Here is a 15,482-nt window from a genome sequence, read left to right as displayed (position 1 = left end):
CGATGGCTTACGACGATTCTCCGTCACGCCGGTGACACACTGGGTCCCCATGCCGCCCCGACACAGCCTGCCCGAGGCACTGCTCACGACCCTGTCCACCACCAGGGGGCGGTCCGACCGGCTCACCCATACGGAGCACCTTCCCGCCCGACCTGCGCGTTATGCGCCTTGGCCGGACTCGATCCGCGCCGAGATCACGGCCGCCGCGCGCGCCGTCGGCGTGGAACAGCCCTGGGCGCACCAGGCGGAAGCCATGAACCTGGCCAAAACCGGCCAGACTGTGGTGATCGCCACAGGCACCGCCTCGGGCAAGTCGCTCGGCTACCTGGCCCCGGTCCTGAGCGATCTGCTGGACGGCACCGAGGCCCGCAACGGCCGCGGCGCGACCGCCCTCTACCTCGCCCCGACCAAGGCGCTCGCCGCCGACCAGCGCCGCCGCGCCGCCGAACTCGCGCCGCCCCGGGTCCGGGCCGCCCTCTACGACGGCGACACCCCGCCCGAGGAGCGCGAGTGGGTCCGCCAGTACGCCTCCTACGTGCTCACCAACCCGGACATGCTGCACCGGGGCATCCTGCCCGCCCATGCCCGCTGGTCTTCATTTTTCAAGGTGCTGCGCTACGTGGTCGTCGACGAGTGCCACAGCTACCGGGGCGTGTTCGGCTCGCACGTCGCCCAGGTGCTGCGGCGGCTGCGCCGCATCTGCGCCCGCTACGGTTCGTCACCCACCTTCCTGCTCGCCTCCGCCACCACCGCCGACCCGGCCGTCACCGCGGGGCGGCTGACCGGCCTGCCCGCCGTCGCCGTCACCGATGACGCCTCGCCGCGCGGACCGATGGTCTTCGGCCTCTGGGAGCCGCCGCTGACCGAGAACGTCGGCGAGCACGGCGCACCGGTCCGCCGCACCGCCACCGCCGAGGCGGCCTACCTGCTCACCGACCTCGTCGAGCAGCAGACCCGCACCGTCGTGTTCGTCCGTTCCCGGCGGGCCGCCGAACTCGTCGCCCTGCAGGCCCAGGACCAGCTCGGCCGACCGCTCGCCGAGCGGGTGGCCGCCTACCGCGGCGGCTACCTCGCCGACGAACGCCGAGCCCTGGAACGTGCCCTGCACAGTGGTCGGCTCCTCGGCCTCGCCTCCACCTCCGCTCTCGAACTGGGCGTCGACGTCTCCGGCCTCGACGCCGTCCTGATGGCCGGCTACCCCGGCACCCGGGCCTCGCTGTGGCAGCAGGCGGGCCGGGCCGGCCGCGAGGCCCAGGGCGCGCTCGCCGTCCTGATCGCCCGGGACGACCCGCTGGACACCTACCTGGTGCACCACCCCGAGGCGCTGTTCGCGGCGCCCGTCGAGGCCACCGTGCTCGACCCCGACAACCCGCACGTCCTCGCCCCGCACCTGTGCGCGGCCGCGGCCGAACTCCCGCTCACCGACGCCGACCTGGAGCTGTTCGGCCCCTCCACCGCACCGCTGCTGCCCGTCCTGGAACGCCGCGGCCTGCTGCGCCGGCGCAGCGACGGCTCCTGGTACTGGACCCGCCGCGAACGCGCGGCCGACGCCGTCGACCTGCGCGGCAGCGGCGGCAGCCCGGTGCAGATCGTCGAGGCCGCCACCGGCCGGCTGCTCGGCACGGTGGACGCCTCCGCCTCCCACACGACCGTCCACACCGGTGCCGTCCACCTGCACCAGGGGCGCACCTTCCTGGTCCGCGAGCTCGACCTGGAGAACTCCGTCGCCCTGGTCGACGCGGCCGACCCGCCGTACACCACGGCCGCCCGGGACATCACCTCCATCTCCGTGCTCGACACCGACACGACCGTCCGCTGGGGCGAGGGCCGGCTCAGCTTCGGTTCGGTGGAGGTGGTCAACCAGGTGGTCGGCTACCTCCGGAAGCGGATCTCCACCGGGGAGATCATGGGCGAGAGCAAGCTCGACCTGCCGCCCCGCACACTGCGCACCCGGGCGGTCTGGTGGTCCGTCACCGAGGACCAGCTGCTCGACGCGGACATCCCACTCGACCGGCTGCCCGGCGCCGCCCACGCCGCCGAGCACGCCTCGATCGGACTGCTGCCGCTGTTCGCCACCTGCGACCGCTGGGACATCGGCGGCGTCTCCGTCCCGCTGCACCCCGACACCGAGCTGCCCACCGTCTTCGTCTACGACGGCCACCCGGGCGGGGCCGGCTTCGCCGAACGCGGCTTCCAGCGGGCCGTCCAGTGGCTGACGGCCACCCGCGAGGCGATCGCCGCCTGCGAGTGCGAGCGCGGCTGCCCGTCCTGCGTGCAGTCGCCCAAGTGCGGCAACGGGAACGACCCGCTGGACAAGACCGCGGCCGTCCGGCTCCTGGACGTCCTGCTGGCCGGCGCCCCGAAGGCGGCGGACGGGGCTCCCGCCCCCACCGACACGGACTCATGAACCCTCCTCCACCGGGGTGACCGCGGCCCGGATCGGTCCGGCGCGGGCCCGCGCTCGCGCCGGACCGACCGGAAGCCGCACCGGCAGCCCCGCGACGGGCACCTCGGCCACCACCTCGACGGCGTCGTCGTCCCCGTCCAGCACGCAGGACACCAGGCCCGCGCCCTGCGCGGCGACGATCCCGGCCGCCCGACCGCACCCGCCGTCCGGGTCCAGCAACAGCCGGTCCGCCGCCGCGAGGGCCGCGAGATCGGCCGCCGCCTCGGCCCGGTGCCGGGCGGCGACGACCGCACCGACCGCCATCGTCGCCGCGAACACCGAGCAGCCGAGCATCGCGAAGGCCACCAGCCAGACCGTCGCCGAGCCGGTGTCCGCAGCCCCGCCGAGCCCGCGCGCCGCAGCGACCCGGGACCGCGCGCCCACGATCGCCGGCACCAGCCGGCGGGTCAGGACGGCCATGCCGTTCCTCCTCCCACCAACGTATCCTCCCGCGCCGCCACCGCGACGGCGCTCAGCCGCACCGAGAGCAGGCCTCCGAGCCTGCCGGGCGCGCCGCAGGGCGCGTCCACCGTGACCCGCACGGTGTCGGCCGCCAGGGCGACCTCGACCTGTGCCCCGGGCGGGGCCGCCTCACGGGCGACCACAACGGCGTCGGTCTCCCCGCGGGCCGCGGCCCGGGCGCCGACCCGGGCCGCGTCCACGCACCGGATCTGGGCCGCCGCGGCGAGCACGCCCCAGATCAGCAAGGCCACGAGCAGGACCAACGCCGGCATGGCCACCGCCGTCTCCGCCGTCACGAACCCCGCGTCACCGCGTGCCCTGCCGCGCCGACACCCGCTACGTCGCATGGAGCGCCCGCTCCAGCAGATCGGTCAGCGCCCCGGTGACGGTCGCGCTGGTCACCACCTTGTAGAGCCCGGCCGCGAACGCGCACGCGCCCAGCGTCCCGACCGCGTACTCCGCCGTGGTCATCCCGGCGTCCGAGCGGCCCCTGGCCCGAACCACCCGCCGGACCCGGCGCGCGGTCCAGCGTCCCCGGCGCCTCCACACGCCCGGCAACGGCCGGGCCGGAAGGGCGTTCACGAGCCTGGGCGCGATCACAACAGCCATGGTCTTCTCCTCATCGGTTTCGGTTGCACGCGATGCGTTGCGATGCGTGCGATGGACTCGGCGAACTCGGTGGATTCGGCGGGGCTGCCGGGGCCCCTCACACCGCAAGTGCGAACCGGCTGGTCAGCCCCACGACGACCGGCACGACACCGATCAGCACGAACGCCGGAAGGAAGCAGAGCCCGAGCGGCGCGGTGGCCAGGACCCCCGCCCTGCGGACCCGGGCGTGGGCCGCCCTGCCCGCAGCCGTCCGCCGTGCGTGGGCGAGTCCGATCAGGGACCCGGCCACCGGGGAGCCCCCGAGGCTCGTACGGACCATGCAGCGGACCAGCGGTGCCAGCGAGGGGTGCTGGTCGCCCAGCCGGTCCCAGCACAGCTCCGGCGGTGCGCCCAGGGCCAGTTCGGCCCCGATCGCCACCAGCCGGGGTCCCATCGGAGCGTCCACGCTCCGCCCGACCGCCATGACCGCCACGGAAGGCGAGGCAGCCGAGCCGAGGCAGGCCGCCAGCAGCTCGGCGCTCAGCGGGAGTTGCCGGGTGAGCAACTCCTCCGTCAGCTCGGTCCGCCGATCGGCCGGTGACCGCGCTCGTGCAAGCGCCTGGTAGGCGCCCACCGCCAGTACCACCCCGAGCAGCAGCCCGAGGCCACCGCCGAGCACCAGAGCCGCTCCAGCGCCCGCCAGTGCCGCCATCACCGACCGCCGGAGCACCCCGGCCCCACCCGCCTCCCGCGCCAACGGCGCCGGCCGCGCCGCGGGAACCCGACCGAAGAGCCTGACCGAGGCTCGGCGCCGCCTCACCCACCGGCGCCCCGGCACAACTCCCGCCGCCACAGCGGCCATCAGGACCGCCACACCCCACATCACCCGGTCACCGCCTCTGCCCTGGCGCTCCTGCTGCTCACCGGCCTTCGCCAGGCCCGGCGGCGTGGCAGGCCGCTCAACGCCCGCCTGACGCCCCGGACTCCCCACTCGCCACGTACTCGCCCGGAGCGGCGCGTGGCCGCCTTCACGGCCCGGGCGCCCGCCCGCCCGGTTCTCGGCGCCCACGGCGCCCACAGCTCCCTCGGCGCCCACGAGCCCGGAACAGCAGTGTCGCTCCCCGGGCCTGCGGGGCCCTCCAAACCGCCCCGAGCCGCCGCCCGCACGATCCGAGCCGTCCAGGCCACGCCCAGCCCTTCCAGCACGGCTCCCACCGCGAGGCAGCCGAGCCCGGCAGACGTGTGCAGGAGGACGTCCACCGGCCTCGCCCCCATCGCAGTGCCCAGTAGCAGCCCGGCCGCCGGCAACATCGCCAGGACGGCGATCGTCGTTCGAGGCCCCGCCAGTTCACCGGCGATCTCCTCGGCCAGGGCCTGCTCGCCGCGCAGCGCCTCCGCGACCCGGTCCAGCGCGGCGGCCAGCCCCGCGCCCCCGTCGGACGCCAACCGCCAACAGGCCGCGATCGCCGCCGCCCCGCTCCCGCCCGGCAGTTCGGCGAGCAGGTGCAGCGCACCGGGAACGTCGCCTCCGTAGCGGCCGGCCGCCAGCCGCGCCACCGGCTCCTCACCCAGTCTGCGCAGGGCGTCCGGGTCGGCCGCGGTGCGCGCCGTCACCACGTGGAGCGCCTGCTCCGGTGTCGACCCGCTGCGCAACTCCCCGGCCAGCCCGGCGCAGAGCTCGATCACACCGGCTGCCCGGCACCTTGCCCGCGCCGCCACGGCCCGCCGCCGACGCCACCTCCGGAGCGGCACCACGGCGAGGGCACCGACGAGCACCGGCACCGGCGAGGCCGTCACGTACCCGGCCGCCAATCCCACGGGGAGGAGCAGCAGTTCGGGAACCAGCCACTGCCGCGGCCCGAGTGCACCCACCGGCCTCATGAGAGGCACCGGCGGCCCGGCGCCCGCCAGCACCAGCCTGGAACGCCGCCCGCCCGGCAGCTGCTGCTGCACCACGTGCCACCCGCCGAGCGCGACCACGCACAGCGCAGCGGCCCACCACAACGAGATCTGACCGTCGATCATCTCGTGAACCTCCTTGTCATCGACGTCGTCCACGTCGTCCACGTCATCGGCCTTTCCGGCCCCAGTCCCCCAGCAGCGCGAGGGCACCCACCGAGAGCACGCTCAGCAGCAGGACGAAGCCGAGTTCCGCCGCTCGCGCACTCGCCCCCGCGAGCCCTGTCACGGCGGACCCGCCGAGAGCGTGACGCCGCGCGCCGCCAGCAACCCGAGCAGTCGCTCCCAGCCCGCCTTCGGGGCCATTCGGCCCTCCGCCGTGAACTCCACCGCCGGGATGGTCACGGCCAGGCCCTCGCGGTCCCCCGCCAGCGTGTGGATCTCGGCCACCCGGCGCCGCCCCGAGCCCGGCTCCCGGACCAGGTGCACCACCAGGTCGAGTGCGGCGCGCAATTGGCTGTGCAGCGACGGCCGGTCGAGCCCGGCGAGCGAGCCCAGCGCCTCCAGCCGCACCGGCACGTCCGCCGCCGTGTTGGCGTGGACCGTCCCGCAGCCGCCCTCGTGGCCGGTGTTCAGCGCGGCCAGCAGGTCCGACACCTCGGCCCCGCGCACCTCGCCGATGACCAGGCGGTCGGGCCGCATCCGCAGCGCCTGCCGGACGAGGTCCCTGAGGGTGAGCTCGCCGAGCCCCTCCTGGTTGGGCGGTCTGCTCTGCAGCCGGACCACGTGCGGATGGGCCGGTCGCAATTCGGCGGAGTCCTCGGCGACCACGATCCGCTCGTCCGGGCCGACGAGGCCGAGCAGGGCCGCGAGGAGCGTGGTCTTGCCCGTCCCCGTGCCGCCGGAGACCAGGAGCGACAGCCGCGCCCGCACGATGCCGGCCAGCAGGCCGGCGCCCTCGGGTGGCAGCGTCCCGCCCGCCACCAGCTCGGCGAGTGTGAACGGCCGGGGCCGGCAGACCCGCAGCGAGATGTGCGTGCAGCCGGCCGCGATCGGCGGCAGCACGGCGTGCAGCCTGGTGCCGTCCGGGAGCCGGGCGTCCACCCAGGGGCGGGCGTCGTCCAGCCGCCGCCCCGCCGCGGTGGCCAGCCGGTGCGCCAGCCGCCTGACCGCCTCGGCGTCGGCGAAGCGGACCCCGGTGGCGCGGTGCAGGCCGCCGCCACGGTCGACCCACACCTCCTCCGGCCCGTTCACCAGGACGTCCGTGACGTCGGGCGCCGCCAGCAGCCGGTCCAGCGGGCCCGCACCCACCAGTTCGGCGCGCAGGGAGCGCACGGTGTCCAGGACCTCGTCCCCGCCGAGCGGCGGCCGGGTGGCCCGCAGCGCGGCGGCGACGGATCCATCCGTCGGGGCGGCGCCCGACTCGGCCAGCCGCAGCCGGACCGCGTCCAGCAGCGCCGCAGTCCGCTCCTCCCGGGCCGTCCGCCCGTAGGGGCACGGACGGGACTGTTCCGGCGGCCCGTCGGGTGGCGGGACGCTCCGGAGCAGCCGGTGCTCCCGCGCACCGCCGCCCCGGACGGGCGAGCCGCCCATCCCGCCGGCTCCGACGGAAGCACCGGTGCCACCCGAGCCGGACCCGATCCCCGTTCTGCGCAGACGGACCATCAGTACACACCTCCTCCGACCGCCGGCACCGGCGGCAGCACTTCGTCCAGGAAGGTCGCGCAGAAGCGCGCGAGCGGGCCGTTGTCCCGCGTCCCGGGCGGCACGCCCTTCTCGACGTCCTCGACCAGCCCGGGCTCCGGCTCCAGCTCTCCCGCGAGCTCCAACCGCAGCCCGCGGGCGATCCGCCCGGCCGGGAGGCCGCGCGCCCGCAGCGGGCGCACCACCGCCCGGACGTCCCCGAGTCGCATCCGGACCGCCGCCGCGACCCGGTCGGCGGCGGCCACCGCCCGCAGTTCGGCCGGGACCACCAGCAGCGCCAGGTCCGACTGCTCCAGCGCCTGCCCGGCCGCCGCGTCGAGGTGGCGCGCCACGTCGACCACGACGAGCCCGCCGCGCCGTCTGGAGGCCGCCAGGACGCTGCGCATGGCCTCGGGCGGCACGGCCAGCGTGTCGCCGCGGTCCCACGACAGGCAGGACAGTCTGGACGGCCGTTTGAGCGCCGGCAGCGCCCGGGCCAGCTCGGTCCCGCTGACCCGGCCGCGCGAGCCGGCCAGATCGGGCCAGCGCAGCCCGCGGGCCGTCTCTCCGCCCAGCAGGATGTCCAGGCCGCCGCCCAACGGATCCCCGTCGATCAGCATCGTCCGCCGGCCGGACCGCGCCGCGGTGACCGCGAGGGCGCACGCCAGGGTGGAGGCCCCGGCGCCGCCGCGGCCGCCGAGCACGGCGACGGTGAGCGCCGGGGGCCCGACGCCCTCGGCCGCGTCGGCGATCCGGTCGAGCAGCCAGGCCTCGGCGTCGGGGAGGAACAGCACGTGTTCGGCGCCGAGTTGGACGGCTCTGACCCACACCTCCGGGTCGTCCAGGTCCAGCCCCAGCAGCAGGACCCCGGCACGCCGGGGCAGCCCGGCGCACCGGGCCACCTGGTCGTCCCCGACCAGGACCAGCGAGGAACTCTCCCAGAGCCCACGCGGCGGCGGGGCGCCCCGGATCAGCTGCGGCTCGGTGCCCGCGGCCGCGCAGAGCCGCACCAGGTGCTCGGCGAGGCGCTCGTCCTCGGTGAGGACCAGCGGCCCGGTGGCTCCGGGCCCCTCGACGGTGGTGTGGCCGGTGATCGGCGTCGACATGGTGCTCTCCCCTCCGCGGCGGGGGGCGCGGGTGAAGGCCCCCCGCGCCCGGCCCACCGGTGGGGGGGGCGGCCGCCCCGGGGGGGCCCGGGGAGGCCCCGAGGGGGGCCCCCGCGCCCGCCGCCCCACCAACCCGTGGGGGCTGATCGGGATTCCGTCATCGGGCTTCCGAATCCCTGTGGACAACTCGACGCCTGTGGATAAATGCGTTCACCCGGGCGGGGGGCTAATGAGCCAAGAATTGACGAACCGGGATCACGGAGATGAACCGGGGACTCCGGTCGCACTTACCGCGCGACCTCGTCGGACTCCTCTCGCGGAGCCGTCCGGCATCCCGGACCGCCGCGACGGGGGCGGCAAGTGGCCATCGGCAGGCATGAGCAAATGGCGACGCAGAGTGACGAAAGATGGTGGGCGGGCCCCGCTGCCGACACCCCCTGTACACCGCGGGCGGTCGGCCGGGCACACTCGCCGTGAAGGGCCTTCAAGCCCTGAAAATGGCCCCGGACGTGCGACGACCCCCGCCGGGGGGGAGAGCGGGGGTCGTCTATCCACAGCCCGACTCGGGGGGGAGGAGCCGGACCGGGTTAGCACGGTCGCGAACGATCCGTGACTTCCATGGTGTACCCGAGAGGCCAGAAACACAAACCCGCACGCCCGCGAGTACGCCGAATGGCGGGGTGTTTTTGCAGCTCCCTCTATCCTCGGTTCCCGTGGACACCACCGAGAACGCCGACGACCGCGCCGACCACTCCGCGGGCGGCGCCACCGGGCCCGCCGACGCTCCCGCCCCCGCGCACCCCCGGCCGGGCGGCACCCGCACGGCGGCCTTCTTCGACCTGGACAAGACCATCATCGCCAAGTCGAGCGCACTGGCCTTCAGCCGACCCTTCTACCAGGGCGGCCTGATCAACCGTCGGGCCGTACTGCGCAGCGCGTACGCCCAGTTCGTGTTCCTCGTCGGGGGCGCGGACCACGACCAGATGGAGAAGATGCGCGAGTACCTCTCGTCGCTCATCCGGGGCTGGAACGTGCAGCAGGTCCGCGAGATCGTCGCCGAGACGCTGCACAACCTGATCGACCCGATCATCTACGACGAGGCCGCCTCGCTGATCGAGCAGCACCACGCGGCCGGCCGGGACGTGGTGATCGTCAGCAGCTCGGGCTCCGAGGTGGTCGAGCCGATCGGCGCCCTGCTCGGCGCGGACCACGTGATCGCCACCCGGCTGAAGATCGAGGACGGCTGCTACACCGGCGAGATCGAGTACTACGCCTACGCCGAGAACAAGGCCTCCGCCATCCGGGAGTTGGCCGGGACCGAGGGTTACGACCTGACCCAGTCCTACGCCTACAGCGACTCCTCCACCGACCTGCCGCTGCTGGAGGCCGTCGGCCACCCGTCCGCCGTCAACCCGGACCGCGCGCTGCGGAAGGAGGCGGCGGCCCGGGAGTGGCCGGTGCTGGTCTTCGACAAGCCGGTGGAACTGCGGCGGCGGCTCCCGGAGTTCTCCGCCCCGAGCGGCTCGGTGCTCACCGCCGTGGCGGTCGGGACGGCCTTGCTGACCGCCGGCGTGATCTGGTACCTGGCCCGGCGCCGGCGGCCGACCGCCTGACGCCCGGGCCCGGAGCCGTTCGGGAGCGGCTCCGGAACGGTTCCGGGCCCGATTCGAAGCCGGCAACTCTCCGCGTTTGGGACAAAACGGGCAATTGCCGCAGACTTCTCGTTTCGGGTTCCCCTTTCGCCCGAAACGCGATACAAAGGAAACACGGCCCGCGAGACCCGGTCAGGACCGAAGAGGTCAAACCGACAACGCAGTTCAGGCCCCACGGACCGCGCGTACACGTAGCCGAGCACCCACATGCAGCCGACCCGCTGTCGGGCCGCCGGACCAGACGAACGGGCAGGATCCCCGTCTGATCGGCACTTCCGGTGCATGCTTGGTCACCCGGCACCTGTACCAGCGGCGGCACCCGGCAGGATCGGGTGCCGCCGCATCTCCGCGTCCGGACGAGACCGTTCGGTCAGACCATTCCGCGCTGCATCGCCTCGCAGACCGCCGTGCTCTCCCGCACGCCGAGCCGCAACGCCCGGCCGCAGTGCGCGATCCAGGCCCCCATGCCCTCCGCCGTTCCGGACAGGTAGCCGGCCAGCGCCCGCCGGTAGGCGTCCGTCCCGAGCTCGGCGAGACCGACCTCGGCCGGGCAGATCGACTTCGGGTCGAGGCCCTCGGCGATCAGCACGATCCGCTGGGCGGCCCGCGCGATCACCCCGTTGTGGGCGCCGAACGGACGCAGCGCGAGCAGTTCCCCGTGGACCACCGACGCGACCACGAGGGCCGGCGTCCCGACGCCCTGCCCCTCCGCCCGCGCGACCAGGAGGCGCGAGAGCTGGTCGAGGCGCGCGGCGACCTCCTCGGCCGCGGGCGCGGGCGGCAGCACCGGCAGCGGGGCGTCCACCACGACCGCCTCGACGCTCTCCACCGGCTCCAGGTCGAGCGGGAACAGCTCCTCCGCCGTCTCGCCCGCACGCCGCGGACGACCCGCGGACGGGTCGGCGTCGCCGACCGCGAGCAGGTGCAGCCGGGCCAGCACCTGGAGCGGCGAGTGCCGCCAGATGCTGAGCAGCTGGCCGGCCTCGGCGGCGATCCGCAGGGCGGCGCCGACCGTACGGGCCCCGTCGTCCGCGCCGAAGTCGCTGCGGCGCCGGACCTCCTCCAGCGGCCAGTCCGCCCCGGCCAGCGCCGCGGAGGCGCGGGCGCCGCGCAGCGCGGACTCGGAGGTGACCTCGGCCGCGCGGCGGCGCATCACCCGGTGGCCGTAGAGGCGGTCGACGGCCTTGCGCACCTCGGCCACCGCGTCGGGCACCCCGGGGAGCTGGGCCAGCGGGGCGAGGGGATCTGTTCCAGTGCTCACCTACCCGAGAGTAATGAACCGGCGGCCCCTCCCGGAACAGCAACCCCGCATCACCCGTTAGAGGCAATCCTCACTTCCCGTCCGCGGGGACGCCCAAACCCCGGCTAGCATGGCCACTATCGGAGACGATAACGATTTCCAGTTACGTCCCGGCGCCAGTTGAGCTCCCAGGGCGAGGCCCGGGGGCGGAACCCCCGGAGCGAGAGCCCCCGAGCGAGAGCCGGAGTCCCCAGATGAAGATCGCCTTCGTCGGAAAGGGCGGCAGCGGCAAGACGACGCTGTCCGCGCTGTTCATCCGCCACCTGGCCGCCACGGGCCGGCCGGTGATCGCCGTCGACGCCGACATCAACCAGCACCTGGGCCCGGCCCTGGGACTGACGGACGACCAGGCCGCCGCACTGCCCTCGCTCGGCGCGCACCTGCCGGAGATCAAGGAGTACCTGCGCGGCGGCAACCCGTTGATCGGCTCGGCGGACGAGATGATCAAAACCACGCCGCCCGGCCGGGGTTCGCGCCTGCTGCGCATCGTCGAGGAGAACCCGGTCTACGCCGCCTGCGCGCGGCCGATCGCCCTGGACGAGGGCTCGGTGCGGCTGCTCGCGACCGGCGCCTTCACCGAGGAGGACCTCGGGGTGGCCTGCTACCACTCCAAGGTCGGCGCGGTCGAGCTGCTGCTCAACCACCTGGTGGACGGCCGCGACGAGTACCTCGTCACCGACATGACGGCGGGCTCCGACTCCTTCGCCTCCGGCCTGTTCACCCGCTTCGACGTGACCTTCCTGGTCGCCGAGCCGACCCGCAAGGGCGTCTCGGTCTACCGCCAGTACAAGGACTACGCCCGCGACTTCGGCGTGCACCTGCGGGTGATCGGCAACAAGGTGCAGGGCCCGGACGACCTGGCGTTCCTGCGCCGCGAGGTCGGCGACGACCTGCTCACGACCTTCGGGCACTCGGACTGGGTGCGGCGCCTGGAGCAGGGCGGCGAGCCGCCGCTGAGGACGCTGGAGCCGGCCAACCGGGCCGTGCTGGAGCAGTTGCTGACCGAGGTCGACGCCGCCCACGAGCGGCGCGACGCGCGCCGCTACACCGACCAGGCCGTCCTCTTCCACCTGCGGAACGCGGAGAGCTGGGCCAGCGCCAAGGTGGGCGTCGACCTCGCGACCCAGGTCGACCACGGTTTCGTGCTCGGCGAGTTCGCCCACGACGGCGGGCGGCCCGCCACGGCCGGCGCGCCCGCCTGACGAACCGGCCGGACCGAGCCGCCGCACGGCACCGGAACGGGCCGTGCCCTCCCCCACCTCGGGGAAGGGCACGGCCCGTTCGACGTGTCCGGGGTGCCCACCAGCAGATTTGCGGCGGTTCGAACACCACCCAATGGGGTGAATCAGGGGCTTTTCCTCTTCCGCCGCGGGTGACCGCGTGCAAAGCTTTCATTACCCTCGGTTTACCGAGTCTTGATGGTCCGTCCCGACGGCCCTCTGCGAGGCCTCCCGCTCCTCGCCGAGGCCCCTGGCGGGCCCCGATGGTCGAGGTCCGGCCGGTGACACCCGCACTCCCCGCCGCGCCCGCACCATCCCGCCACACCGTCGCGACCCACGACAGCCGATCCGCCCCGGAGCCCCACGACCGGACTCGCCGCCGGACCTGACTGCGTTCGTTCCCCCGGACAGACGGGAAGACAATGACCCTCGACATCTCCAGCGCCCCCATCGCCTCCGACACGACCGACCACGCACCGCCGGGTCCGGGATCCGGCCCCCGCGTCCGGTGGATGCAGGACCTCTCGGCCTCCCTGGTGGTATTCCTGATCGCCGTGCCGTTCTCCCTCGGCATCGCGCTCGCGACCGGGGCCCCACTCACCGCGGGCCTCGCCGCGGCCGCCGTCGGCGGCATCGTCGTCGGGCTGCTCGGGGGCACGCCCCTCCAGGTCAGCGGCCCCTCGGCCGCGCTGACCGTGATCACCGCCGGGCTGATCGCCCAGTACGGCTGGCGGGCCACCTGCGCCATCACGCTCGCGGCCGGGCTACTCCAACTCCTCCTCGGCGCACGCCGGGTGGCCCGGACGGCGCTCGCCGTCTCGCCCGCCATCGTGCACGGCATGCTCGCCGGGGTCGGACTCGCCATCGCGATCGCCCAGCTGCACGTCGTGCTCGGCGGCTCCCCGCAGAGCTCCGCGATCGCCAACATCCTGGCGCTGCCCGGGCAGTTGGCCGGTCCGCACCCGCCCGCCGTGCTGATCGGGTCGGTGACCGTGGCCGTCCTGCTCGGCTGGCCGCGGCTCGGCCGAATCCCGGGCCGCGCGGGCGAGTTGGGCGCGAAGCTGGCCAGGGTGCCCGGACCGCTGGCCGCCATCGCCGCCGCCACGGCGCTCGCCACCGCGACGAACCTGCCGCTCGCCCACATCGAACTCCCCTCCTGGCAACCGCACTCGTTCGTCCCCGCGCTCCCGCACGGGCCGCTCGCCGGCGTGGTCGCCGCCGTCCTCACCGTCACCGCGGTCGCGAGCGTCGAGTCGCTGCTCTCCGCCGTCGCGATCGACCGGATGTCCCGCCGCACCGGCGACCTCGACCGCGAACTGCGCGGCCAGGGCGTCGCCAACGTCGTCAGCGGCCTGGTCGGCGGACTCCCGATCGCCGGGGGCGCGGTCCGCAGCACCGCCAACGTGCGCGCGGGCGGGCAGAGCAGGTGGGCCTCGGTCCTGCACGGCGTCTGGGTGCTCGCGGCCGCCGTGGCGCTGACCGGCGGGCTGCGCCGGATCCCGCTGGCCGCACTGGGTGCGCTGGTGCTGGTCGTCGGACTGCAGATGATGAGCTTCGCGCACATCCGCAAGGTCCACCGGCACCGCGAGTTCCCTGTCTACCTCACCACCGGGCTGGGCGTCGTGGTGTTCGGCGTGCTGTGGGGCGTGACGCTCGGCGCCGCCACCGCCGTCCTGCTCGCGCTCTACCGGCTCACCCGCGCCCATGTGGACGTGCTGGCCGGCCCCGACGGCTCGGTGACGGTCCAGACCCACGGCCCGCTCACCTTCACCGCCGTGCCCCGGCTGAGCCGGGCACTGGCCGGGATCCCCGCCGACGCCGACGTGACGGTGGTCCACGACGGCTCCTTCCTGGACCACGCCGCGTACGAGACGCTGCACAGCTGGCGCTCCGGGCACCAGGCCGCGGGCGGACGGGTCTCGATGGTGACGCGGCGCCAGGACGACGAGGTGCTCGACCCCGACGGGACGGTCCGCGCCGGCAGCTCCCCGGGTCCGCACCGCTGCCGGGCCTGGACGCCCTGGGTGGGCCACCACTGCATCGAGCGGCAGGAGGACCCGCACGGCCGGCTGCTCGACGGCGTCCGGGTGTTCCAGCAGCACACCGCCCCGCTGATCCGGCCCGAGCTCGCCCGGCTGGCCCGGGAGGGCCAGACGCCCTCCCAGCTCTTCCTGACCTGCGCGGACTCCCGGATGGTCACCAGCATGATCACCAACAGCGGCCCCGGCGACCTCTTCACCGTCCGCAACGTCGGGAACCTCGTGCCGGCGCCGTTCGAGCCCGGTGCGGCCGACGACTCGGTGGCCGCCGCGGTGCAGTACGCCGTCGAGGCGCTGGAGGTGCGCTCGATCACCGTCTGCGGCCACTCCGGCTGCGGGGCGATGAAGGCCCTGCTGGACGGCGTCCACGAGCGCCCGGGCACACCGACCCCGCTGACCCGCTGGCTGCGCAACGGCCGCGGCTCGCTCGACCGGCTCCGGCGGGCCCCCGCCGAGTTCGCCGACCGGCCGGTGGTGGACCTCGCCGAGCAGCTCTGCATCACCAATGTCGTCCAGCAGCTGGACCAGCTGCTGGCGAACCCGGCGGTGGAGCGCCGGGTCGAGGAGGGCACCCTGCGCCTGGTCGGGATGTACTTCGACTTCGCGACCGCCCAGGCGTACGTGCTCGACCGCGAGGCCGGCACCTTCAGCCCGGTCCAGGCTCGTCCGGCCGCGGCAGGGCCCGCCAAAGCAAGGCCCGCCGAAGCAGGGCCGACCGAGGCGCTCGCCGGCGCGGCACCGGGCGCACCGACGGTGTGCCCGCCCGAAGGAGTGAATGGAATCCCGGACCGGGTGTCCGCCGCCGGCAGTGAGGGGGATCCCCGTCTGGCCGCCTGAGAGCCGGGCCCGTGTCCCCGCCGGGCGGGCCGGGGTACGGGCCCACCCCCTCCGACCCCCCTCCGACCCCCCTCCGACCCCCTGCGACCCCCTCCGACCTCCTGCGACCTCCGCGGCGTCGGCGGCGGCGCCGCTCGACGGTCGGGCCGACCTTCCCGGTGGCCGCCGGGCCGGCCGGCCCGGCGGCCACCGCGGGGGTCCGCAGGCCGCCCCTCCACGACGACGTCCGTTCGACTCTCGGTCAAAGGTC

Annotated in this window: 12 protein-coding genes; 4 read left to right on the top strand and 8 right to left on the bottom strand. The window is 75.0% G+C overall.

Annotation, left to right across the window (positions count from 1 at the left end):
- Positions 1-49 precede the first annotated feature (49 nt).
- Positions 50-2,407, top strand: a complete 2,358-nt coding sequence (locus ACFXDE_RS39030) for a DEAD/DEAH box helicase (RefSeq protein ID WP_380499070.1) — start codon at positions 50-52, stop codon at positions 2,405-2,407.
- On the opposite strand, the gene ACFXDE_RS39025 is transcribed toward ACFXDE_RS39030, so the two are convergent.
- The 7 genes from ACFXDE_RS39025 to ssd all read right to left on the bottom strand — a co-directional run bounded on the left by ACFXDE_RS39025 (position 2,402) and on the right by ssd (position 8,184).
- The gene (locus tag ACFXDE_RS39025; protein WP_380499069.1) at positions 2,402-2,866 is read right to left on the bottom strand and encodes an Rv3654c family TadE-like protein; all 465 of its coding nucleotides are present in this window, start codon (positions 2,864-2,866) and stop codon (positions 2,402-2,404) included. The genes ACFXDE_RS39030 and ACFXDE_RS39025 overlap by 6 nt on opposite strands.
- Positions 2,854-3,204 carry a TadE family type IV pilus minor pilin gene (locus ACFXDE_RS39020; protein ID WP_380499068.1) on the bottom strand — a complete coding sequence of 117 codons (351 nt, stop codon included), beginning with the start codon at positions 3,202-3,204 and terminating at the stop codon, positions 2,854-2,856. Before ACFXDE_RS39020 ends, ACFXDE_RS39025 begins: the two co-directional genes overlap by 13 nt.
- 40 nt (positions 3,205-3,244) lie before the next feature.
- On the bottom strand, positions 3,245-3,517 hold the full coding sequence (locus ACFXDE_RS39015) for a DUF4244 domain-containing protein (RefSeq protein WP_380445080.1): 273 nt from the start codon (positions 3,515-3,517) through the stop codon (positions 3,245-3,247).
- Positions 3,518-3,614: 97 nt separating this feature from the next.
- Positions 3,615-4,175 (bottom strand): type II secretion system F family protein, encoded by a 561-nt coding sequence (locus ACFXDE_RS39010; RefSeq protein ID WP_380499067.1) that lies wholly within the window; start codon positions 4,173-4,175, stop codon positions 3,615-3,617.
- Between the two features lie 203 nt (positions 4,176-4,378).
- Positions 4,379-5,521, bottom strand: a complete 1,143-nt coding sequence (locus ACFXDE_RS39005; RefSeq protein WP_380499066.1) for a type II secretion system F family protein — start codon at positions 5,519-5,521, stop codon at positions 4,379-4,381.
- A 159-nt stretch (positions 5,522-5,680) separates the two neighbouring features.
- Positions 5,681-6,988, bottom strand: a complete 1,308-nt coding sequence (locus ACFXDE_RS39000) for a TadA family conjugal transfer-associated ATPase (RefSeq protein ID WP_380499065.1) — start codon at positions 6,986-6,988, stop codon at positions 5,681-5,683.
- Between the two features lie 71 nt (positions 6,989-7,059).
- Positions 7,060-8,184, bottom strand: a complete 1,125-nt coding sequence (ssd, locus tag ACFXDE_RS38995; RefSeq protein ID WP_380499064.1) for a septum site-determining protein Ssd — start codon at positions 8,182-8,184, stop codon at positions 7,060-7,062.
- Positions 8,185-8,897: 713 nt separating this feature from the next.
- Between ssd and ACFXDE_RS38990 the strand changes: the two genes are divergently transcribed.
- Positions 8,898-9,797: an HAD family hydrolase gene (locus ACFXDE_RS38990; RefSeq protein WP_380499063.1), complete on the top strand. Its 900-nt coding sequence runs from the start codon at positions 8,898-8,900 to the stop codon at positions 9,795-9,797.
- A 409-nt stretch (positions 9,798-10,206) separates the two neighbouring features.
- Here ACFXDE_RS38990 and ACFXDE_RS38985 read toward each other — a convergent pair whose 3' ends face one another.
- The gene (locus ACFXDE_RS38985; protein ID WP_380445086.1) at positions 10,207-11,097 is read right to left on the bottom strand and encodes an oxidoreductase; all 891 of its coding nucleotides are present in this window, start codon (positions 11,095-11,097) and stop codon (positions 10,207-10,209) included.
- Positions 11,098-11,330: 233 nt separating this feature from the next.
- On the opposite strand from ACFXDE_RS38985, the gene ACFXDE_RS38980 reads away from it, so the two are divergent.
- Both ACFXDE_RS38980 and ACFXDE_RS38975 read left to right on the top strand, forming a co-directional pair.
- Positions 11,331-12,338 carry an ATP-binding protein gene (locus tag ACFXDE_RS38980; RefSeq protein WP_380499062.1) on the top strand — a complete coding sequence of 336 codons (1,008 nt, stop codon included), beginning with the start codon at positions 11,331-11,333 and terminating at the stop codon, positions 12,336-12,338.
- A gap of 440 nt (positions 12,339-12,778) precedes the next feature.
- Positions 12,779-15,232, top strand: coding sequence for a SulP family inorganic anion transporter (locus ACFXDE_RS38975; protein ID WP_380499061.1), 2,454 nt, complete (start codon positions 12,779-12,781; stop codon positions 15,230-15,232).
- Positions 15,233-15,482: the final 250 nt, after the last annotated feature.

It is taken from the genome of Kitasatospora sp. NPDC059408 (genome assembly GCF_042751525.1).
Classification (GTDB): domain Bacteria; phylum Actinomycetota; class Actinomycetes; order Streptomycetales; family Streptomycetaceae; genus Kitasatospora.
Note: the sequence above shows the minus strand (reverse complement) of the source record. Positions and strands in the feature narration are given on the sequence as shown.

What these genes read in the sequence shown, in the direction of transcription:
- ACFXDE_RS39015 (WP_380445080.1), bottom strand. Translation starts at nt 3,517, where the DNA reads ATGGCTGTTGTGATCGCGCCCAGGCTCGTGAACGCCCTTCCGGCCCGG.
- ACFXDE_RS38975 (WP_380499061.1), top strand. Translation starts at nt 12,779, where the DNA reads ATGACCCTCGACATCTCCAGCGCCCCCATCGCCTCCGACACGACCGAC.
- ACFXDE_RS38980 (WP_380499062.1), top strand. Translation starts at nt 11,331, where the DNA reads ATGAAGATCGCCTTCGTCGGAAAGGGCGGCAGCGGCAAGACGACGCTG.
- ACFXDE_RS39025 (WP_380499069.1), bottom strand. Translation starts at nt 2,866, where the DNA reads ATGGCCGTCCTGACCCGCCGGCTGGTGCCGGCGATCGTGGGCGCGCGG.
- ssd (WP_380499064.1), bottom strand. Translation starts at nt 8,184, where the DNA reads ATGTCGACGCCGATCACCGGCCACACCACCGTCGAGGGGCCCGGAGCC.
- ACFXDE_RS39000 (WP_380499065.1), bottom strand. Translation starts at nt 6,988, where the DNA reads ATGGGCGGCTCGCCCGTCCGGGGCGGCGGTGCGCGGGAGCACCGGCTG.
- ACFXDE_RS39005 (WP_380499066.1), bottom strand. Translation starts at nt 5,521, where the DNA reads ATGATCGACGGTCAGATCTCGTTGTGGTGGGCCGCTGCGCTGTGCGTG.
- ACFXDE_RS39030 (WP_380499070.1), top strand. Translation starts at nt 50, where the DNA reads ATGCCGCCCCGACACAGCCTGCCCGAGGCACTGCTCACGACCCTGTCC.